The organism is Ochrobactrum teleogrylli (assembly GCF_006376685.1).
Lineage (GTDB): Bacteria > Pseudomonadota > Alphaproteobacteria > Rhizobiales > Rhizobiaceae > Brucella > Brucella teleogrylli.
This window is the reverse complement of the sequence record NZ_VEWL01000003.1, coordinates 384359-405726: the sequence shown is the minus strand read 5'-3', so window position 1 is coordinate 405726 and position 21368 is coordinate 384359. Positions and strand designations below refer to the sequence as shown.

Below are 21368 nucleotides of genomic sequence, written 5' to 3'. Positions count from 1 at the left end.
ATCGACGTGTCCGAAGCGATGATCCACGTCGCCATGGGGAGCCTGTTGTTGCGCCGTATCAGCCATTAAAGCAAATTCTCAAACGGACTCTTACAGGTTGTTGATGAACTAGAATTTGTAGGCCACGCCAAGGCGAATATCGTTGGTGGTTAGTTTTTGTTTGAAGTCCCCATTACCGAATTCGAGATTCCTGTTGCGAAAATCGGTGTAACGATACTCGACGCGCAAAATCACATTGTCGGTCGCGGCGTAATCAACACCGCCGCCAATCGTCCAGCCGGTCTTTGTTTTTTGCTGGGAGAAAGTTCTCTGTGTTGCAGAGGTTGGGTTATTCAAAGATACGTTATCCTTGATATTTCCGAACGCCACACCACCCGCAATGTATGGCAGAAATCGGTCGATCGCATAACCTACACGGGGACGTATAGCTCCCGACCATCGCAGATTTGTCTTTAACCTGCCGTCAACGGTACTGTCACTGGTCGCTGATCCAGTTCCATCGATTTTTGAACCCGAGAAGTCACCGTCTATGCCCAGAATCAGATTACTTCCAATGTCAAAGTTGTAACCCGCATAGATTCCGCCGAGGAAGCCTCTTGGTCGCGTATTGTCGACCTTTGCATTTTCTGAAAATTTGGCCTTCCCAAACCCGTAGCCAACTTGTCCGCCGATATAGCCGCCACTCCAATTGAATGAGCTTAAGATAGGCATTGGCTCAGGTTCGACGACAACATCGGCCGCATTGGCGTGAGCAGCCATAAACGTCATTATACCAGCGATGCCTATAAGAAAATTTCTATTCATTGGGCTCTCCTAAAAATATTTAAAATAAATAAAAAATATTTATTATTTTAATTCAGTTTGAATATATGTTCAATTTGATAATAAATAATTAAAAATGAATAAGTTGAAATTATTTTACTATTTTTACTTCAAATTATACCAATAATAAATTATTATAATAAATAATTCTAATTTTAAAAAAAGCGTTTTTAATTTTTTTTGTGTTGCGGAAATGTACATCGATTATTTCAGTTTGTTCAGCTTTTATCCATAGTTTAAATTGTATAGGTGAACTTTCCGGCACCGATTTGCGCGCTTGCGGCATTCGAGCCTTTTTCAGTTTTCGCAGGTCGAGATACAAAATAGGACGTAATAAGCAGCTCGTCGTGGAGCGCGGCAACCAGGATTGAGGTGTGTCACAGATGGCCCAGAGTCTTCGGGAACTCTATCGCATTCTCCGAAACTCGCACTTACATCGAGTACGTCTGCTGCTTTAATAATTTCTTTGTGCAGGACAGCGCGTTCTTTGGGAAACAAAAATCGGTCGCGATTTTCGGCTTTGTGATGCCATTTATCGCGCAAAGTCCTTGCGAGGGCTGGTTCGTTTATCGCACGATGAAGCTGCGCGCTCGGCATCATCAGCCTCGGACTGATCCATATGCTCGGTGTCGTGTGACGGAAGCAGCCCCGCCTCGATGCGAGGACAGGGCTGTTTCCTGATCTCAGGACAAATGTTCAATCAGAACTTATAAGCGACGCCGAGACGAACTTCGTTTGTCGACAGCTTGCCACTGCCACCAACGCTGGTATTATCAAAATTGAAGTTGTGCTTGTTGAAATCGGTGTAACGATATTCAACGCGGGTGACGATATTGTCGGTCACAGCGTAATCAATACCGCCTCCGATGGTCCAGCCGGCCTGTGTTTTCGATTCCGACAAAAGCTTCTCGCCTAGAACATGCAGCTTGTCTTCGATATTGCCGAACGCCACGCCGCCAGCGATATAAGGCAGGAAACGGTCAACGGCGTAACCCACGCGCGCGCGGGCTGCCCCAGACCAACGCAATTGCGTTTTTCCTGATGCGAGATCTCCGACAGATTCGGTCTTGCCAACCGCTGTGCCAGTGAAATCGCCATCAACGCCCAAGATAACATTTGTCCCGGTATCAATATTATACCCGGCATAAATACCGCCGAGGAAACCATCCAGTTTTCCTTTGGAGTTATAGGACGGTCCGACCGTGTATTTGGTATTTGCCCATCCGTAGCCGACCTGTCCGCCGATATAAGCGCCGCCCCAGTTGAAGGGAGTGGCAATCGGGACTGCTGGTGCAACAGGTGCCTCGGGAACAATGGCGTCTGCGGCATAGGCATTCGTGGCCATCAGAGCCAAAATGCCAGACGCGATCATGGAAAATCTTGCACCCAATATATTTCTCCTAAATATAACAAAGCAAATGTAAGTAACATCCGCAAATAAAACGAATATAGAGAGGAGTCAAATTAATTTTAGAACTAATTAAAATACAACAATTGCGTATTATTTTGAAAAACCAAAAGAAAAAGCCCGCTATAAAGCGGGCTTTTCCGTGTTTACAAGAAGAGGGAAAAGATTAGTTCTTTTCCTGCTTCTTCAGAGCGGCACCGAGGATGTCGCCGAGCGAAGCGCCGGAGTCGGTCGAACCGTACTGAGCGACAGCTTCCTTTTCTTCAGCGATTTCGAGCGCCTTGATCGAGACCTGCAGCTTGCGGGTCTTCTTGTCGAAAGCGATGACGCGCGCGTCAACCTTCTGACCGACCGTGAAGCGTTCGGGGCGCTGTTCTTCGCGATCACGCGAAAGATCCGAACGGCGGATGAAGCTGTCGAGGTCGTGATCGACCAGACGAACTTCGAGGCCACCATCGGTAACAGCGGTCACTTCGCAGGTGACGACGGCGTTCTTGCGCAGTTCGCCCGAAGCTGCTGCTTCACCGACCTTGTCGCCGGAAAGCTGCTTGATGCCGAGCGAGATGCGTTCCTTGTCGATGTCGACGTCGAGAACGACAGCCTTGACCACTTCGCCCTTGTTGTACTCTTCGATAACCTGTTCGCCCGGACGGTTCCAGTCGAGATCGGAGAGGTGAACCATGCCGTCAACGTCGCCGTCGAGACCAATGAACAGGCCGAATTCGGTCTTGTTCTTGACTTCGCCTTCAACAACGGTGCCGGTCGGGTACTTCTGAGCGAACGTCGTCCACGGATTGTCGAGGGTCTGCTTGAGGCCGAGAGAGATGCGGCGCTTGACCGGATCAACTTCGAGCACAACGACTTCAACTTCCTGGGTGGTGGAGAGAATCTTGCCCGGATGGACATTCTTCTTGGTCCACGACATTTCGGAAACGTGGATCAGGCCTTCGATGCCCGGCTCGATTTCCACGAATGCACCGTAGTCGGTGATGTTCGTGACGGTGCCGGTGATCTTTTTGCCGATCGGGTACTTCGCGCCGATACCATCCCAAGGATCGCTCTCGAGCTGCTTCATGCCGAGCGAGATACGATGGGTTTCCTGGTTGATGCGGATGATCTGCACCTTGACCGTCTGGCCGATGGTGAGGATTTCCGACGGATGGTTGACGCGGCGCCATGCCATGTCGGTGACGTGCAGGAGACCGTCGATGCCGCCGAGGTCAACGAACGCACCGTAATCGGTGATGTTCTTGACGACGCCTTCAACGACCTGACCTTCTTCAAGGTTCTGGACGATTTCCGAACGCTGTTCCGCACGGCTCTCTTCAAGAACGGTACGACGCGAGACAACGATGTTGCCGCGACGCTTGTCCATCTTGAGGATTTCGAACGGCTGCGGGACGTGCATGAGCGGGGTGACGTCGCGGATCGGACGGATGTCGACCTGCGAACGCGGCAGGAAGGCAACAGCGCCGTCGAGGTCGACGGTGAAACCACCCTTGACCTGATTGAAGATCACGCCGTCGACGCGCTCGCCATTGGCGAACTTCTGCTCGAGCTTGACCCAGCTTTCTTCACGGCGTGCTTTTTCGCGCGAGAGAACAGCTTCGCCGAGCGCGTTTTCGATACGCTCGACGTAAACTTCAACTTCATCGCCCGGCTTCAGCGTGCCGTCTTTGCCCTTTGCGCCGAATTCCTTCAGCGGTACGCGGCCTTCGACCTTCAGACCGGCGTCGATGATCGCCATGTCCTTTTCGATGGCGACGATGCGGCCCTTGACGACATAGCCTTCAGCAAGATCGTTTTGCGCGAAGGATTCTGCCAGCAGGGACTCGAAATCTGCGCGGGAGGGGTTGGATTGAGACATATATACTCCTGATGCATCCGGAAAATTCATCGGATGCGGCGCCGGGGGTTCGTGTTGTACACTGTCCGACCTCGGCTCCGTCTTTGCAGACAACCGGCGCGTGGAACGCGAAGTCAGACTATTTGTTATTCGAGCAGCCTATATAGGGCCGACCGGGCATTTTTCCAGCATTTCCGGGGCAAATTCAGGCCAAAGAGCCTTAAAATGCTGGTCCGTTATGCCTTGTGACGCGCGAGAGCCTCATCGATGAGGTTTTTCGCCGCCAGAAATGCCGCTTCTATACTCATTTCGCTCGTATCAAGCAAGTGCGCGTCTTCGGCAGGGCGCAAAGGAGAATCAGTGCGGTTGGTGTCGCGCTCGTCGCGCTTCTTCAGATCGGCGAGAATTTCCCCAAGGTCGGCAGCGCCGCCCTTTGAAACAATCTCGTCGTAACGCCGCTCGGCGCGTACTTCCGGCGAAGCGGTGACGAACAGCTTTATCTCCGCCTTGGGGCAGACCACGGTGCCGATATCGCGACCGTCGAGGACGCTGGCCGGAAGGGCCGCCGCAAAATGGCGCTGGGCTTCGACAAGCGCACGCCGCACGGCTGGCATGACCGCAACCTTGGATGCGGCCTCGCCGATATCATGGGCGGAGAGCACGGTCTTGTCCATTTCGCGTAAGTCGAGATGGCGGGCCGCATCGGCTGCCAGCAGTTCGTCATCAAGCGGCAGGTTCTTGTCGAGAAGCGCCTTGGCGACTGCGCGATAGGTCAGTCCGGTGTCGAGATGCGGTATGCCGTAATGCGTGGCGATGCGCCGGGCAAGGGTTCCCTTGCCCGAGGCTGCCGGTCCATCGATGGCGACGATGAATGGCTTCATTCGGCTTCGCTCGGCTCGATCTTCGCGCCCATTCCGGTCATGAGGTCCATGAATTCCGGGAAGGAGGTTGCGATCATCGTGCTGTCGTCAACGGTCACAGGCTTTTCAGAGGCAAGGCCCATGACAAGGAAGCTCATCGCGATACGGTGATCGAGATGGGTGGCGACGACACCGCCGCCGATGCCCTTGCCGTCAGGACGACCGCGAACGGTGAGCGACATCTCGCCTTCTGTGCAATCGACGCCATTGACTTCGAGACCGCGGGCCACGGCGGCCAGACGATCCGATTCCTTGACGCGCAGCTCGTCGAGCCCGTCCATGACCGTTTCGCCTTCGGCGAAGGAACCGGCAATGGCCAGCACCGGATATTCGTCGATCATCGAAGGCGCACGCTCCGGCGGAACGGTGACGCCCTTGAGCTTCGACGATTTCACGCGCAGATCGGCAACATCTTCACCGCCAGCGAGACGTTCATTGAAGACTTCGATATTGGCGCCCATTTCCTGCAAGGTGAGGATCAGGCCCGTGCGGGTCGGATTCATCAAAACATTGCGGATGGTGATATCCGAACCTTCGACCAGCAACGCTGCAACCAGCGGGAAAGCCGTTGAGGATGGATCGCCCGGAACATCGATGGTCTGGCCGACCAGCTTGCCCTGTCCGGTGATGCGGATATGGCGCACACCATCCTTGTCGGTCTCGACGGTGAGATCAGCGCCAAAACCCTGCAGCATCTTTTCGGTATGGTCGCGTGTCATGACCGGCTCGATGACGGTCGTGACGCCCGGCGTGTTGAGACCGGCCAGCAGCACTGCCGACTTCACCTGCGCGGAAGCCATCGGCACGCGATAGGTGATCGGATTGGCGACGCTCGGTCCCACGAGGGTCAGCGGCATGCGGTCGCCATCGGTCGACTTCACCTGCACGCCCATCTGGCGCAGCGGGTCAAGCACGCGGCCCATCGGCCGGCGCGAAAGGGACGCATCACCGATAAAGGCGGTGGTCATGTCATAGGTGCCGACGAGGCCCATGGTCAGGCGCGCACCCGTACCGGCATTACCGAAATCGAGCGGTGCTTCCGGTTCAAGCAGGCAGCCATTGCCGACGCCATGGATGATCCAGGTATCGCCATCCTTTTCGATCTTGGCGCCCATGGCCTGCATGGCGCGACCGGTATTGATGACGTCTTCACCTTCAAGCAGGCCGGTGATGCGGGTCTCGCCCGATGCCAGGCCGCCGAACATGAAGGAACGGTGAGAAATGGACTTGTCGCCCGGAATGCGAATTTCGCCGGCCAGTGCCTCCGAGCGGCGGGCGACTGCAGGTTTCGGGGAAGCGGAATGGGACATGGATTTTTCACTGTCGCATTTTTGGCGCGATCGCGCGCCGGGATTGAGAGATAAGCGGGGCTTCACTAGCATAGTAATACCATGCGGTCATCCGCGAATACGCCATCGATGGTCTGCCGGACGCGCCTATAATAAAGAGTCTTGGCTATTCGGCGTCTTTCGCTTTGACAAACCCGCTAAATTGCGTTTATGCACCGAACAACAAAGGCAAAGACGCGGCACCGTCCGCTGTTCCTGCTGTGGACCGGTCTTTCGGTATATTGCGGGCATATGGGTGGTCTGACAGGATCAGCCGGCGCGTTTTTGAAATGAATTTATGCCCCCGGATGAAAAGTGGCCCCCGCCACAGGCGTAACGGGAATAAAACTCACGAGGCTCAACGTGGCAAAAGCTGAACTTGGTACCAAGCGCATCGACCCGGAAACGGGCAAGAAGTTTTACGATCTGAATCGCGATCCGATCGTTTCGCCTTACACCGGCATCTCCTATCCGCGTTCTTATTTCGACGCGAATGCAGAAGCGCGCGTCGTTGAAGAAGAAGCCGAAGAGGAAGAACTCGATACGGCACTGGAAAAGCCGGATTTCGTTTCTCTTGAAGACGCCGACGATGAAGCGAAGGGTGGCGGCGACGATCTGCCGGATCTGGACGACGACGATGTCGATCTGGGCGACGATGATGACGACACCTTCCTCGAAGAGGAAGAAGACGAGGACGACGATATGTCGGGCATCCTCGGTGGTGGCGTCGGTGGCGACGACGAAGAAGGCTGATCCCGCGGAATCAGCTTGATTTCCCAGTGTTTATGACAGGGCAGCCCGCGGGCTGCCCTTTCTTTTTCGGCCTGCGCAGAGGCAGCTTTCCACAGCCTCCGGCGGCAGAAGCGGACAATCGGCAAATTATTTTCGCAGATGTGAAAAGAGTTGCGATTTAGCTCTTGATCTTCTCGCAAACGCCATTTAATAAGCCGCCACACCGGACAGCAAGTTCTGTCTGGCCCACCTCGAAAGAGGTCTGATGGGGCCATAGCTCAGCTGGGAGAGCGCCTGCATGGCATGCAGGAGGTCAGCGGTTCGATCCCGCTTGGCTCCACCAAATTTCCCCAGTCGAAAACTTCAAAACGCTTTTTGTTCAGCAAACTTAATATTGATTCAGTTCAGTTTTCGTCAAATTTCTTGCCCGCAAGATCACTTCACACTCGACTTTATCGCGGAAGCGTATACTGACACGCAATAACAGTATTTATGCGATGTTTTGGAATGAATAGACTTCCTGATTTTGACGGTCTTCGGTTTTTGTTGTGTGCGGGGATCGCATTTTTTCATTTTTCCTTTCAATTCCCCATAGATAACGAGAAGATGAATTCCGTTATATTAACTTTTGCTTATTTTACCGATGTCTTTTTTATCCTGTCCGGCTTGTTTCTAGCGCTTCGCTCGAATTACCGCTGGAATCTTGCCCGCTACACGTCCTTCATCGGCAAGCGGCTCGCGCGAATCTACCCGTTGCACGTGGTCGCGTTTTCCTGCTTCGCGCTGATATCGGTGCTAGCAGCAGCTGGACTGTTCCATCCATCGACGCCGCCCAATATGAGCTGGCGGGACGGTCTGGCCCAGCTGCTGCTTGTTCATAGCTGGGGAATGGGGCAAAGCCTTTCCTATAATTATGTCAGCTGGTCGCTCAGCGCGCTGTTTTTGATGTATCTCTGCTTCCCGCTGTTCGACTGGCTCTGCAAGCACTTTGGCGATTGGGTGCTTGTCGTGGTTGTTGCCGCGTTGCTCGGCGGCGAATATGCGGCGCGGATGCTGGCGACGCCGTCACTTACACGCGTGCAGTTTGCAGATCTCGGCGTGCTTCGTGTATTGCCATCCTTCCTGTTCGGCATGTGGCTGGCGCGTCAGAAACATGGCGACTTGCCGAAGAGCTTCATCAAGCTCGCGCTTGCGGCCTGCCTGGTGATTTTTCTGTTCTATCATCCGGTAAGCGGAATGCCGGGCGCGACAACGCTCGAAGGGCCATGGCGGCTCGTGTTTCTCTATTTCAGCGTCTATGTACTTTTTGCCGCCAGCCGACAGAAACTCTACACGCCGCTGCAATGGAGCGGCTTCGTGAAAATGTCGCGTTATAGTTTCGGCATTTTCATACTCCACCCGCTGGTCGGCGGGGTCTTTTTCAAGATGTTGCCCGGTGGTTGGGGGCAAACGACGTTCAGCGCAATTGTTCTGATCAGCATGGGCGTGCTCGTCAGCATTGTTGCCGCTATCGCTGCATGGCATCTGTTTGAAAATCCGGTCCACCGCTGGGCGGTGCGCCGCATCGACTTGTGGATGGACAGACAGGGTGAAAGCGAACCGATGATGCGCCGACGCGACGCATGACCCGGAAAAGCATGGACGTACCGGAAAGTCTCTTTTAGAAACCTCTGGCGGCGCAGCCCGTAACTGGTGTCTGCTGCGCCCGTGTCATGGAGGAATGATGAGCACCGAGCCCGTTTCCACGCAGTTTTCGCACGACCATCCGCTGTGGCAGCCCGATGCGCAACGCATCGCAGCCAGCACGCTGGAGCAATTCCGCATTCGCGCCGAGCAGCGCACCGGCCTCAGCCTGTCGGATTATGCGGCGCTGCATCGCTGGTCGGTGGAAGATCGCGCGGGCTTCTGGACGCTCATCTGGGATTTCTGCGAGGTCATTGGCGAGCGCGGTGCAACGGCCCTTGTCGACAAGGGCCATATGCGCGAGGCGAAATTCTTTCCCGAAGCGCGGCTTAATTTCGCGGAAAATCTCCTGCGCCAGCAGGGCCATGACGACGCCATCGTCTTCCGTGGCGAGGACAAGGTCGAACGTCGCCTGAGCTGGGACGATCTCCACGCGCTGGTCTCCAAACTCCAGCAATTCATGCTGGCCGAAGGCGTAGAGCCGGGCGACCGTATTGCAGGCATGATGCCCAATATGCCGGAGGCCGTTGCGCTGATGCTGGCCGCCAGCTCCATCGGCGCCGTCTGGTCGTCGTGCTCGCCGGATTTCGGCGTGCAGGGCGTGCTCGACCGCTTCGGCCAGATTGAACCGAAGCTGTTCTTTGCCTGCGATGGCTATTGGTACAATGGCAAGCGCATCGAGGTGGCCGACAAGGTGGCGCTGGTCACGGCACAGCTGCCGGGATTGCGTCGGTCGGTGATTGTCAGCTATCTGGGCGAAGCGGAAGCTGTCGCGCAGAAGGCCGCGAAGGGCGTTGCGCTTGATGAAGCGCTGAGCGCCTTTGCCGCAAAGCCTGTCGAATTCACGCGCCTGCCTTTCGATCATCCGGTCTATATTCTGTTTTCTTCCGGCACGACCGGCATTCCAAAATGCATCGTCCATCGCGCCGGTGGGGTGCTGTTGCAGCATCTGAAAGAGCAGCGTCTCCATGCAGATATCCGCGAAGGCGACAAGTTCTTCTATTTCACCACTTGCGGCTGGATGATGTGGAATTGGCTGGCGTCGGGCATCGGTTCCGGGGCCACCTTGCTGCTCTATGACGGCTCGCCCTTCTATCCTGATGGCAATGTGCTGTTCGATTATGCCGCCGCCGAAGGCATGACCTATTTCGGCACATCGGCAAAGTTTATCGACGCCGTGCTGAAAGCCGGGCTGAAGCCGGGCGAAACGCACGACCTCTCGGCGCTGCGCACTGTTTCGTCCACCGGTTCGCCGTTGTCGCCCGAAGGCTTTGCTTTCGTCTATGACGCCATCAAGCCGGATGTGCATCTTGCGTCCATCTCCGGGGGAACGGATATCGTGTCCTGCTTTGTGCTGGGTGTGCCGACGGAACCCGTCTGGCTGGGCGAAATTCAGGGTGCTGGCCTCGGCATGGCCGTCGATGTCTGGAACGATGACGGCCAGCCGGTGCGCATGCAGAAAGGCGAACTGGTCTGCACGAAGGCGTTCCCCTGCATGCCGCTGCAGTTCTGGAACGACCCGGACGGGGCGAAATATCAGGCCGCCTATTTCGAGCGCTTCGACAATATCTGGTGCCATGGTGATTTTGCCGAATGGACCGAACATGACGGCATCGTCATTCATGGACGTTCGGACGCGACGTTGAACCCCGGCGGCGTGCGTATCGGTACGGCGGAAATCTACAATCAGGTCGAGCAGATGCCGGAGATCGCCGAGGCGCTCTGCATCGGTCAGGATTGGGATAAGGATGTGCGCGTGGTGCTGTTCGTGCGCCTTGCCGCTGGCGTGACGCTGGACGAGACCTTGACGGCGCGCATCAAGAGCAAGATCCGCACCGGGGCAACGCCCCGCCATGTTCCGGCGAAGATCGTCGCCGTCAGCGATATTCCGCGCACCAAATCGGGCAAGATCGTCGAACTGGCCGTGCGCGACATCGTGCATGGGCGCGAGGTGAAGAACCGCGAGGCGCTGGCCAATCCGGAAGCGCTGGAGCTTTATCGGGACGTTCCTTCCCTGCAGGAAGACTGATTTCTATTCCTGCTCCGATGCGCGGGATGATGCGCAAACAAAAGCTGAACCGGCGACGAAGGTCGCCGGTTTTCGCGCAACAAAATTTCTTTATCCGGTAATAAATAGCCACAGAACGCCGCGCAAAGCCATTGCCTATTTGACCGCCACGGGACACTCTGACCAGACATAGCCGTCTTGAAAAAGATGGATACCGGGCAGAACTTGTGGAGGACGAGTATGTTTGCTTCGGGCATGAATTTCGGTCTTGGCGAGGAGATCGAAGCCCTTCGTGAGACCGTGCGCCGTTTCGCGGAAAGCCGCATTGCGCCGCTTGCCGCTGAAACCGACCGTAATAACGCATTTCCCATGCATCTGTGGCGTGAACTGGGTGAGCTGGGTGTGCTGGGCATCACGGCGCCGGAAGAGTATGGCGGCGCGGGTCTCGGCTATCTCGCCCACTGCGTGGCCATGGAAGAGATCAGCCGCGCCTCGGCCTCGATAGGCCTCAGCTATGGCGCGCATTCCAATCTCTGCGTCAACCAGATCAAGCGCAACGGCTCAAGCGAGCAGCGCGCCAAATATCTGCCAAAGCTCATTTCCGGTGAACATGTCGGCGCGCTCGCCATGTCCGAGCCGGGGGCCGGATCGGACGTGGTTTCGATGAAGCTTCGCGCCGAAAAGCGCGGCGACGCCTATGTGCTGAACGGCAACAAGATGTGGATCACCAACGGCCCGGATGCCGATGTGCTGGTGGTCTACGCCAAGACCGATCCGTCGGCTGGCTCACGCGGGATGAGCGCCTTTATCGTCGAGAAAAGTTTCAAGGGTTTCTCGACCGCGCAAAAGCTCGACAAGCTTGGCATGCGCGGCTCCAACACCTGCGAGCTGGTGTTCGAAAATTGCGAAGTGCCTGCCGAGAATGTGCTGGGCGAGGTCGGCAAGGGCGTCAACGTGCTGATGTCCGGCCTCGACTATGAGCGTGTGGTGCTGGCGGGCGGCCCGCTTGGCATCATGGCAGCCTGTCTTGATGTCGTCGTGCCCTATGTGCATGAGCGCAAGCAGTTCGATCAGCCGATTGGCGAGTTCCAGCTCATGCAGGGCAAGCTCGCCGACATGTATGTGACCTTCAACGCCTCGCGTGCCTATACCTATGCCGTGGCGGCGGCCTGCGACCGGGGCGAGACGACGCGCAAGGATGCGGCGGGCTGCATTCTCTACACCGCGGAAAATGCGACCCAGATGGCCTTGCAGGCAATCCAGTCGCTGGGCGGCAATGGCTATATCAACGACTATCCGACCGGGCGTCTGCTGCGCGATGCCAAGCTTTACGAAATCGGTGCGGGTACGTCGGAAATCCGGCGTATGCTGATCGGGCGGGAATTGTTTCAGGAGACCCGTTGATGCCGGTTCTGAAATCCGAGATATCGACGCGTAGCACTAGCTATCAGGCTAACCGCAAGGCCATGCTTGAGGCCATCGATATCGTGGCCGAGGCGTCCCGCCTTGCCATCGATGGCGGCGGCGAGAAAGCGCGTGAACGTCATGTTTCTCGCGGCAAGCTGCTTCCCCGTGACCGCGTTGCGCAATTGCTTGATCCGGGTTCGCCCTTTCTGGAAGTCGGTCTGACGGCGGGTCACGGCATGTATGACGGTGCTGCTCCTTCCGGCGGTATCATCACCGGCATCGGGCGCGTATCGGGACGCGAATGTATGATCGTCTGCAACGATGCGACGGTGAAGGGTGGCACCTATTATCCGGTGACGGTGAAAAAGCATCTGCGCGCGCAGGAGATCGCGGGCGAGAATCGCCTGCCCTGCATCTATCTGGTCGATTCAGGCGGGGCCAACCTGCCCAATCAGGATGAGGTTTTCCCGGATCGCGACCATTTCGGACGCATCTTTTACAATCAGGCGCAGATGTCGGCAGCGGACATTCCGCAGGTCGCCGTGGTCATGGGGTCGTGCACGGCGGGCGGCGCTTATGTGCCTGCCATGAGCGACGAGACGGTGATCGTGCGCAATCAGGGTACGATCTTTCTGGCTGGCCCGCCGCTGGTGAAGGCCGCAACCGGCGAAGTGGTGACAGCGGAAGATCTTGGCGGCGGCGATGTGCACACACGGTTGTCCGGTGTGGCCGATCATCTGGCCAATGACGATGCCCATGCCTTGCAGATTGCGCGCGCCATCGCGGCCAATCTCAACAGTGAGAAACGCTCCTTCATTGCGAAGGGCGACGGTTCGGCCCCGCTCTATGACCCGGAAGAGCTTCTGGGCGTGGTTTCCGCCGATACGCGCATTCCCTATGATGTGCGCGAGGTGATTGCGCGGCTGGTCGATGGTTCGGATTTTGATGAGTTCAAGGCGCGCTACGGCGCTACGCTGGTTTGTGGCTTTGCCAGCATTTACGGGATGCCGGTGGGCATCATCGCCAATAATGGTGTGCTGTTTTCCGAAGCGGCCACCAAGGGCGCGCATTTCATCGAGCTTTGCTGCCAGCGCAATATTCCGCTGGTGTTTTTGCAGAACATCACCGGCTTCATGGTCGGGCGCAAATATGAGGCGGAAGGCATCGCCAAGCACGGCGCCAAGCTGGTGACGGCGGTGGCGACGGCCAATGTGCCGAAAATCACCATGCTGATCGGTGCATCCTATGGCGCGGGCAATTACGGTATGGCGGGACGGGCCTATTCCCCACGCTTTCTGTGGACCTGGCCGAACAGCCGCATTGCGGTGATGGGTGGCGAACAGGCAGCGGGCGTGCTGGCGACCGTCAAGCGCGACGGGATCGAACGCACCGGTGGAACATGGTCGGCGGAGGAGGAAGCGCAGTTCAAGCGTCCGACGCTTGAAATGTTCGAGCGCCAGAGCCATCCGCTTTATGCCTCGGCGCGGCTTTGGGACGATGGCGTTGTCGATCCGCGCAAGTGCCGCGAAGTGCTGGGCCTGTCGCTTTCCGCAACGCTGAATGCGCCGGTCGAGCCGACGCGTTTTGGCCTGTTCAGAATGTGAAGAGGGCGATCAGATGTTCAAAAAGATACTGATTGCCAATCGCGGGGAAATTGCCTGTCGGGTCATCCGCACGGCGCGTCAATTCGGTATCGCCACTGTGGCGATCTATTCGGATGCGGATGCCAATGCGCTGCATGTGGAGATGGCCGATGAGGCGGTGCGCGTCGGCCCTGCCATCTCGGCGCAAAGCTATCTCAATGTCGAGGCGATTATCAAAGCTGCACTTGAAACCGGCGCGGAGGCAATCCATCCGGGCTATGGCTTTCTCTCGGAGAATGCCGGTTTTGTGGATGCCGTCGAAGCTGCCGGGCTGGTCTTCATCGGCCCATCGGCAAAAGCCATCCGCGCCATGGGGTTGAAGGATGCCGCCAAGGCGCTGATGGAAAAAGCCGGTGTTCCCGTCGTGCCGGGCTATCACGGCGACAATCAGGACGGCGCTTTCCTCAAAAGCGAGGCGGACCGCATCGGCTATCCGGTGCTGATCAAGGCCCGGGCGGGTGGCGGCGGCAAAGGTATGCGGCGCGTCGATCAGGCGGCGGATTTTGCAGCAGCGCTGGACAGCGCGCGTCGCGAGGCGGAAGCCTCGTTCGGCGACAGCGCCGTGCTGGTGGAAAAATATATGACCAAGCCGCGCCATATCGAGGTGCAGGTCTTCGGCGATAATCACGGCCATGCGGTGCATCTTTTTGAGCGCGATTGCTCGCTGCAACGCCGCCACCAGAAGGTGATCGAGGAAGCGCCCGCACCCGGCATGACGCCGGATATGCGCGCGGTGATGGGCGAAGCTGCGGTGAAGGCCGCTTTGGCCATCGGCTATTCCGGCGCGGGCACGGTGGAGTTCATCGCTGATGTGTCGGAAGGGCTGCGGCCTGACCGGTTCTTCTTCATGGAAATGAACACGCGCTTGCAGGTGGAGCATCCGGTGACGGAGGCGATCACCGGTCTCGATCTGGTCGAATGGCAGTTGCGTGTGGCCTCGGGCGAAACCTTGCCGAAGCGGCAGGACGAGCTTGCCATCCACGGCTGGGCCTTTGAAGCGCGGCTCTATGCAGAGGACCCGGCCCGCGACTTCCTGCCTGCGACAGGCAGGCTTGCGCTGTTCGGGCCGCCTGAACATGCGCGTGTCGATTCCGGTGTGCGGACAGGCGATACCATCACGCCGTTCTATGATCCGATGATCGCGAAGATTATCGTCCATGGCCGGGATCGCGAAGAGGCGCTGAACCGGTTGGATACGGCGTTGGGCAAGACCCGCATTGCCGGTCTTGTCACCAATCGGCAGTTCCTGTCGGCGCTTTGCAAGCTGGATGCGTTTCGCACCGGCGATGTCGATACCGGGCTGATTGCCCGCGAGGCAGGGCAATTATTTGCTGACGAGCCGCCATCGGAAATCGCCTTTGCACTGGCGGCATTGGCGGCGCTCGATCTGCTGGATGCGCCGCTGAGCGACGATCCATGGTCGAGCCTGCGCGGATTTCGTCTGTGGGGCGATGCATCGCGCTCGGTGCTGCTCGACCATCAGGGCGAACGCCGGACAATCAGCTTTACGATCAATGATCAACGGCGTTTCAGCTTCGATTTCGGCGCGGTCGAAATCCGCAGTCACGCAAACGGGCTGGTTCGGTTCTCCGTCGATGCTCGTGTGTCGGAAGCGTCTGTCGTTCGCATCGGGCATGATGTGACGGTGCAGTTCGACGGGCGCGACACCATATTTCATCATGTGTTGTCTGCCGGAGCGGAAGATGATGCGTCCACGGAAAGCCGCATTCTTGCACCGATGCCAGGACTTGTACGGCTCGTATCCGCCGTGGAAGGCACCAGCGTCGCCAAAGGCGATCCGCTGGTGACGATGGAGGCGATGAAGATGGAACTGTCACTGACTGCGCCACGCGACGGCAAGATCACATCCATTACCGTTGTGGCTGGCGATCAGGTCAGTGAAGGCGCGCTGCTTGTCGAATTGGAGGATGAACATGGCTGAACACGTCGAAATCGTTGAAATGGCAGCACGTGACGGCCTGCAAAACGAGAAACGTTTTGTGCCGACGGCGGACAAGATCGCGCTGATCGACCGCCTGTCTGGCTGCGGTTATGCCCGCATCGAGGCGACGAGTTTCGTGAGCCCGAAATGGGTGCCGCAACTGGCCGATGCGGCAGACGTGATGGCGGGCATTCGTCGCGCCGACAGCGTGCGCTATTCTGTGCTCGTGCCGAACATGAAGGGCTATGAGGCGGCGGCTGCGGCCAATGTCGACGAGGTCGCGGTTTTCATCTCCGCCTCGGAGGGGTTTTCCAAAGCCAACATCAACTGCACGATTGCCGAGAGCATCGAACGCCTGTCGCCGGTAATTGGCGCTGCGATCAATGACGGGCTTGCGGTGCGCGGCTATGTCAGTTGCGCCATCGAATGCCCCTATGACGGGCCGACCGCGCCACAGGCCGTTGCCGATGTGACTGAGCAGCTTTTCTCGCTCGGTTGCCATGAGGTGAGCCTTGGCGACACGATTGGGCGCGGCACGCCCGACAAGGTCGCGGCCATGCTGGATGCGGTGCTTGCCATCGCCCCTGCGCACAGCCTTGCGGGCCATTATCACGACACGGGCGGACGTGCGCTCGACAATATTCGCGTCAGTCTGGAAAAGGGCTTGCGGGTGTTCGATGCATCGGTCGGCGGTCTGGGCGGTTGTCCTTTTGCGCCGGGTGCCAAGGGCAATGTCGATACGGTGGCAGTGGCCGAACTTTTGCACGGTTTGGGTTTTGAAACCGGCCTTGATCTGGACAAGCTGCGGTCGGCGGCATTGTTCGCGCAGGCGCTGCGTCAGGATAGAGCCGCATGAACCCTTTCGAGACCATTCAGCTTGCCATTGACGCGCGCAGCGTCGCAACGCTGACGCTGAACCGGCCCGAGCAGCACAATGTGCTGTCCGGCCTGATGATCGATGAACTGACCACTGCGGCGCTGCATCTGGCGGATAATCCGAAGGTGAGGATTGTGGTTCTGACCGGTGCGGGCACGAGCTTTTGCGCGGGCGGCGACCTTGGCTGGATGCAGGCGCAGGTGAATGCCAGCCGTGCGCAGCGGATCGAGGAAGCGCGCAAGCTCGCCTTGATGCTGAAGGCGCTTCGCGATCTGCCAAAACCGCTGATCGCGCGCGTCAATGGACAAGCCTATGGTGGTGGTATCGGCCTCATCAGTGTCTGTGATGCAGCCATCGGCGTGTCCGGCGCGCGCTTCGGCCTGACGGAGACGAAGCTTGGTCTGATACCTGCCACCATCAGCCCCTATGTCGTGGCGCGCATTGGTCAGGCCCATGCACTGCGCACATTTACCTCTGCCCGACTGTTCGACGCGCAGGAGGCAATGCGTATCGGCCTGCTGCATGAGGTGGTCGAGGCTGAGCAGCTGGATGTGGCGGTCGAGGCGGAGATCAAACCGTATTTTTCCACCGCACCGGCGGCGGTTGCGGCGTCGAAACGGCTCGTCCGCGCGCTGGTCGCGCCGATTGACGAAGCCGTCATCGACATGACGCTCACCCGTCTTGCCGACACATGGGAAACACCGGAGGCCGCGGAAGGGATCGCGGCCTTTTTTGCGAAGCAATCACCATCATGGAAGGGAGGGAGTTAGACTTTGGGAGGAGGCCGATTTTCGCTGTCACTGTGGGCACTTGGCCCCTTGCAATCGAAAGCCGGAAATGCATTCTTAGCACATCACGAAAGCGGCTCCCGTTTTGGAGCAGTTTTCCGAAACCGCCGAGGCTGTTTTGGATAATATTATGGCTCCAGTCCCTTTTTGGGTGCGGTGCGGCGCGCTTTTGGATCGACCCTTTGAGATCGTAAGATGAAACAAAAGGGAGGGCCCGGCAATTCGGCAGCACGTAAGCGCTGACAATTGACCGGATGGGTTGCCATCATGGGTTAGATGAGGGCGCGTCTCAGGACGGCGCCCCACCAAAGGAGAAAAAGAATGAACCTGAAACTTCTGTCCAGCGTAGCTTTCGCTGCTACACTCGGTTTTGCCAGCGCTGCTTATGCCGACATCACCATCGGCGTGGTTGCACCGCTGACGGGTCCGGTTGCCGCTTTCGGCGATCAGGTGAAGAAGGGCGCAGAAACCGCTGCCGAAGTCATCAACAAGGCTGGCGGCATCAAGGGCGAGAAGATCGTTCTGAAGTTTGCCGACGACGCCGGTGAACCGAAGCAGGGCGTCTCTGCTGCCAACCAGATCGTCGGCGATGGCATCAAGTTCGTCGTTGGCCCGGTTACGACCGGCGTTGCCATTCCGGTATCCGACGTTTTCTCTGAAAACGGCGTGCTGATGGTCACCCCGACTGCAACTGGCCCGGATCTGACCGCACGCAAGCTGGAAAACGTGTTCCGCACCTGCGGCCGCGACGACCAGCAGGCCGAAGTCATGGCCGATTATGTCCTGAAGAACTTCAAGGACAAGAAGGTCGCTGTGATCCACGACAAGGGCGCCTATGGCAAGGGCCTGGCCGACGCTTTCAAGGCTGCGATCAATAAGGGCGGTGTTACGGAAGTGCATTACGATTCCGTCACGCCGGGCGATAAGGATTTCAGCGCACTGGTGACCAAGCTGAAGTCGGCAGGCGCTGATGTCGTCTATTTCGGCGGCTACCATGCCGAAGGCGGTCTCTTGTCGCGTCAGCTGCATGACGCTGGCATGCAGGCGCTGGTTCTCGGCGGTGAAGGTCTGTCCAACACCGAATATTGGGCAATCGGCGGCACCAACGCACAGGGCACGCTGTTCACCAATGCCAAGGACGCCACGAAGAACCCCGCATCCAAGGACGCCATCGAAGCGCTGAAGGCCAAGGGTATCCCGGCTGAAGCCTTCACCATGAACGCCTATGCCGCAGTTGAAGTCATCAAGGCTGGCATCGAAAGCGCTGGTTCTGCCGAAGATTCGGCTGCCGTTGCCAAGGCTCTGCATGACGGCAAGCCGATCGAAACCGCAATCGGCACGCTGACCTATGGCGAAAATGGCGACCTCAGCTCGCCGAGCTTCGACATCTTCAAGTGGGATGACGGCAAGATCGTCGGCCTCGAATAAGACGCCCTCGACAGACAATCAGAAACGCCGGGCTTGTCCCGGCGTTTTTGCGTTCAGATAAATATTAGAAGGCAGTTCAGGACCCGGAAAAGTTGAACGTCGGTTCAAGCTCTTCGAAGGTGTCATCCATCGCATGGGTCGGACTGCCCGGAAAACCGAAATGCCCATAGGCTATGGACATCTGCCCCTCGGCCTTGCGCTCGCCGCCCTTGGAGATAGCCGCCACATAAAGCGCCGCGGCAAGGCCAGTGCGATCGGCACCAGCCTTGCAATGAATGAGAATCGGTTTTTCGGCATTCTGCATCAGCGTGATCAGCTCCTGCGCGCGCTGGGGCGACAGCCGCTTGCTGGACGACATTTCAAAATCAACATGCTGGATGCCAAGCGCTTGTGAAGCGTTGATTTCGTCGTCATACCAATCCGCACCCGGTTCCGGACCGCGCAGATTGATGATGGTCTTGATACCATAGGCCTTTTGCAGTTTTGCGATCCGCGCCGGATCAGGCTGGTTCGAACGATAGGCCTCTCCGGGCACAATTTCATGGACATTGCCGTTATACTGGATCGTATAGAGATAGCCGCCCAACATACTTGCTCCCACCAAAGCAGCAAGAGCGCCAATTCTGACGCGGTTGACGGACCATTGGGCGTATATTTTGAAAAAGCTCATGGGAACGCTTTAAAAGAGTTTTATGAAATAAATTCTATCGCCAGTTTTTGCTTGGCTTTGGCGGAGCATGGAGTAAGAATGAGACTTATTCTTGTTCGGCCTGGCGATATTCTGGCCGTTTTTTGGATAGCTTTGGTTACATATTTCATATCGGGCGACGGCCATAAGCCGTCAGGGGCAAGCATTCGCGTCAGTTGCGTGGCGTCAGTCGAAGTTGCGTTGGTTTTCCGTGGCTTAAGCTTCGGTTAACTATAAGTGTCTAGTCTGAATCCATGAAAAGCTGGGGCAGTTAGCGGAGCAGGTTTATGCAGCGCTACAGATTTGACGATAAAATGATTCTCACGGAAGCGATTGTCGAGCTTCTTAACCGTGGTGTTGAGCGCGATGATCTTGATCTGGTCTTGAGCCGGATTGGTCCGGTCGATCTTGATTTGATGCATCAGTGTCTGGTCGAGGTCTGGAACTATAACCATCCCGAATTTGCCGAAACGGCGATGGCTGCCTGATATCGGGCGGCTCGTTTCGACGGGTGATTTCTGCTCTTTGGCAGAAATTTCGAGGATGTCACAATCTTGAAACGGAGAGGGTTTATATCTCCCTCCGTATCGGGAATTCACCTGGGACGACGACCGCGGATGAACCGGCGTCAACTCAGGTGAAAGCGGAAGGTCGGGTCCATCCCGGCCTTTTTCGTTTTGGTTTCTTGAGGTTCATTTTGAAATTGAAGTCAGGTTATTTGTAATGATCCGGCACCCTATGCCATTAGTTTGTAGTATTTGACGATGTCGGCTGCAATTCTTCCAGATGACTGGTTCACGAACCTGTTCTGACCGCATATAGGAGTTGTTCTGGATTGGGTGCATCGCCTCGTTCTCGCGTCCCTCCGTGCTGATGGCCAAGGAAGCGGTCAATCGCAGCTACGAAATGACCTTGAACGAAGGACTGCGCTATGAGCGCCGCCTGTTCCATTCGCTTTTTGCGACCGAAGATCAGAAAGAAGGCATGGCTGCTTTCATCGACAAGCGCACGCCAAGCTTCAAGAATCGATAAGACCGACAGCACATCGGGCAGCTATTACCGTTGCCCGATGTGGTATGATGGCCCCCTGTAAGGGCCGAAAAGCCCGTACGCAGGCGCAAATCCGGCTTTTTGATTGGCGGTTGAGACAGAATCCTCGTTGACGTGAGGGCAAAGCTGATCTATAAGCCCGCCCACGGATCGGCGGCCTTCCCGGGATTTCTAGGGATTTCGGCTGCCCTAGAGGTTTTGTGCCCGGCGGTTTAAGCCCCTGGCTAGCTGACAGAAAAAGAGAGGCATTTATGGCCAATACTCCTTCGGCCAAGAAGGCAGTGCGCAAGATCGCTGCCCGCACCGAAATCAACAAGTCGCGCCGCTCGCGCGTTCGCACTTTCATCCGCAAGCTGGAAGACGCTCTTCAGAGCGGCGACAAGCAGGCTGCGGAAGTCGCATTCAAGGCTGCTGAGCCTGAACTGATGCGCGCAGCCTCCAAGGGCGTCGTACATAAGAACACTGCTGCTCGCAAGGTGTCTCGTCTTGCCAAGCGCGTGAAGGCACTCAACGCCTAATTGCTGCCTATTTTTATATGTAAATTTCGAAACCCGGCTCATTGTTAGCCGGGTTTTCTTTTTTCCGGGTTTCTGACGGAAGGCTGCGCAACGAGAGGTCGCAATTTTTTCGCAGATTTTTCAATGTGAAAAGGCCGGTTTCCGAGGTTTCCAAAAACAATGATTAGGTAATTTTCAATTGTAATTTCAATCATTTGCGAAGATTTCGACGGAGTTATCCACAGGGGTTTGACCGGACTCGGAAGGCCGTTTGAGTCAAGCAAAATTTTAAAATTTATTT

17 protein-coding genes, 1 tRNA gene and 1 pseudogene are annotated in these 21368 nt (G+C 56.9%); 13 read left to right on the top strand and 6 right to left on the bottom strand.

From position 1 onward, the window contains the following. Positions 1-108: 108 nt before the first annotated feature. The 5 genes from FIC94_RS08445 to aroA form a co-directional block, all read right to left on the bottom strand. Positions 109-804, bottom strand: coding sequence for an outer membrane protein (locus FIC94_RS08445; RefSeq protein ID WP_140024541.1), 696 nt, complete (start codon positions 802-804; stop codon positions 109-111). A 718-nt stretch (positions 805-1522) separates the two neighbouring features. Beyond that, positions 1523-2194: an outer membrane protein gene (locus tag FIC94_RS08440; RefSeq protein ID WP_140024563.1), complete on the bottom strand. Its 672-nt coding sequence runs from the start codon at positions 2192-2194 to the stop codon at positions 1523-1525. A gap of 202 nt (positions 2195-2396) precedes the next feature. Continuing rightward, positions 2397-4097: a 30S ribosomal protein S1 gene (gene rpsA / locus FIC94_RS08435; RefSeq protein WP_109368076.1), complete on the bottom strand. Its 1701-nt coding sequence runs from the start codon at positions 4095-4097 to the stop codon at positions 2397-2399. 215 nt (positions 4098-4312) lie between these two features. Further along, a complete protein-coding gene (gene cmk, locus FIC94_RS08425; RefSeq protein ID WP_109368077.1) occupies positions 4313-4957 on the bottom strand; it encodes a (d)CMP kinase in 645 nt (214 codons plus the stop codon). After that, positions 4954-6306, bottom strand: a complete 1353-nt coding sequence (aroA, locus tag FIC94_RS08420; protein WP_140024540.1) for a 3-phosphoshikimate 1-carboxyvinyltransferase — start codon at positions 6304-6306, stop codon at positions 4954-4956. Before aroA ends, cmk begins: the two co-directional genes overlap by 4 nt. A 381-nt stretch (positions 6307-6687) precedes the next feature. On the opposite strand from aroA, the gene FIC94_RS08415 reads away from it, so the two are divergent. The 10 genes from FIC94_RS08415 (at position 6688) to FIC94_RS08365 (ending at position 18832) form a co-directional block, all read left to right on the top strand. After that, positions 6688-7077: a TIGR02300 family protein gene (locus FIC94_RS08415; RefSeq protein WP_109368079.1), complete on the top strand. Its 390-nt coding sequence runs from the start codon at positions 6688-6690 to the stop codon at positions 7075-7077. Positions 7078-7323: 246 nt separating this feature from the next. Beyond that, positions 7324-7399: transfer RNA gene (locus tag FIC94_RS08410), tRNA-Ala, on the top strand. 164 nt (positions 7400-7563) lie between these two features. Next, positions 7564-8682 carry an acyltransferase family protein gene (locus tag FIC94_RS08405; RefSeq protein ID WP_140024539.1) on the top strand — a complete coding sequence of 373 codons (1119 nt, stop codon included), beginning with the start codon at positions 7564-7566 and terminating at the stop codon, positions 8680-8682. Between the two features lie 97 nt (positions 8683-8779). Further along, on the top strand, positions 8780-10768 hold the full coding sequence (locus tag FIC94_RS08400; protein ID WP_140024562.1) for an acetoacetate--CoA ligase: 1989 nt from the start codon (positions 8780-8782) through the stop codon (positions 10766-10768). 234 nt (positions 10769-11002) lie between these two features. Then, a complete protein-coding gene (locus FIC94_RS08395; protein WP_171317214.1) occupies positions 11003-12151 on the top strand; it encodes an isovaleryl-CoA dehydrogenase in 1149 nt (382 codons plus the stop codon). Further along, on the top strand, positions 12151-13758 hold the full coding sequence (locus FIC94_RS08390; protein ID WP_140024538.1) for a carboxyl transferase domain-containing protein: 1608 nt from the start codon (positions 12151-12153) through the stop codon (positions 13756-13758). Before FIC94_RS08395 ends, FIC94_RS08390 begins: the two co-directional genes overlap by 1 nt. A gap of 13 nt (positions 13759-13771) precedes the next feature. Continuing rightward, positions 13772-15739, top strand: a complete 1968-nt coding sequence (locus FIC94_RS08385; protein WP_140024537.1) for an acetyl/propionyl/methylcrotonyl-CoA carboxylase subunit alpha — start codon at positions 13772-13774, stop codon at positions 15737-15739. After that, positions 15732-16595 (top strand): hydroxymethylglutaryl-CoA lyase, encoded by an 864-nt coding sequence (locus FIC94_RS08380; RefSeq protein WP_109368086.1) that lies wholly within the window; start codon positions 15732-15734, stop codon positions 16593-16595. The genes FIC94_RS08385 and FIC94_RS08380 overlap by 8 nt, the downstream gene beginning before the upstream one ends. Then, on the top strand, positions 16592-17386 hold the full coding sequence (locus tag FIC94_RS08375) for a crotonase/enoyl-CoA hydratase family protein (protein ID WP_140024536.1): 795 nt from the start codon (positions 16592-16594) through the stop codon (positions 17384-17386). Before FIC94_RS08380 ends, FIC94_RS08375 begins: the two co-directional genes overlap by 4 nt. Before the next feature lie 339 nt (positions 17387-17725). Then, on the top strand, positions 17726-18832 hold the full coding sequence (locus FIC94_RS08365) for a branched-chain amino acid ABC transporter substrate-binding protein (RefSeq protein WP_140024535.1): 1107 nt from the start codon (positions 17726-17728) through the stop codon (positions 18830-18832). A gap of 76 nt (positions 18833-18908) precedes the next feature. Here the strand turns inward: FIC94_RS08365 and FIC94_RS08360 are convergent, their stop codons facing one another. Beyond that, positions 18909-19502: a dual specificity protein phosphatase family protein gene (locus FIC94_RS08360; protein WP_140024534.1), complete on the bottom strand. Its 594-nt coding sequence runs from the start codon at positions 19500-19502 to the stop codon at positions 18909-18911. Between the two features lie 305 nt (positions 19503-19807). Here FIC94_RS08360 and FIC94_RS08355 point away from each other — a divergent pair, with 305 nt between their 5' ends. The 3 genes and pseudogenes from FIC94_RS08355 to rpsT all read left to right on the top strand — a co-directional run bounded on the left by FIC94_RS08355 (position 19808) and on the right by rpsT (position 21088). Next, positions 19808-20008 carry a hypothetical protein gene (locus tag FIC94_RS08355; RefSeq protein ID WP_109368090.1) on the top strand — a complete coding sequence of 67 codons (201 nt, stop codon included), beginning with the start codon at positions 19808-19810 and terminating at the stop codon, positions 20006-20008. Between the two features lie 355 nt (positions 20009-20363). Next, a pseudogene (locus FIC94_RS08350) lies at positions 20364-20552 on the top strand (enoyl-CoA hydratase-related protein); the annotation flags it as partial. 269 nt (positions 20553-20821) lie between these two features. Next, a complete protein-coding gene (gene rpsT / locus FIC94_RS08345) occupies positions 20822-21088 on the top strand; it encodes a 30S ribosomal protein S20 (protein ID WP_140024533.1) in 267 nt (88 codons plus the stop codon). Positions 21089-21368: the final 280 nt, after the last annotated feature.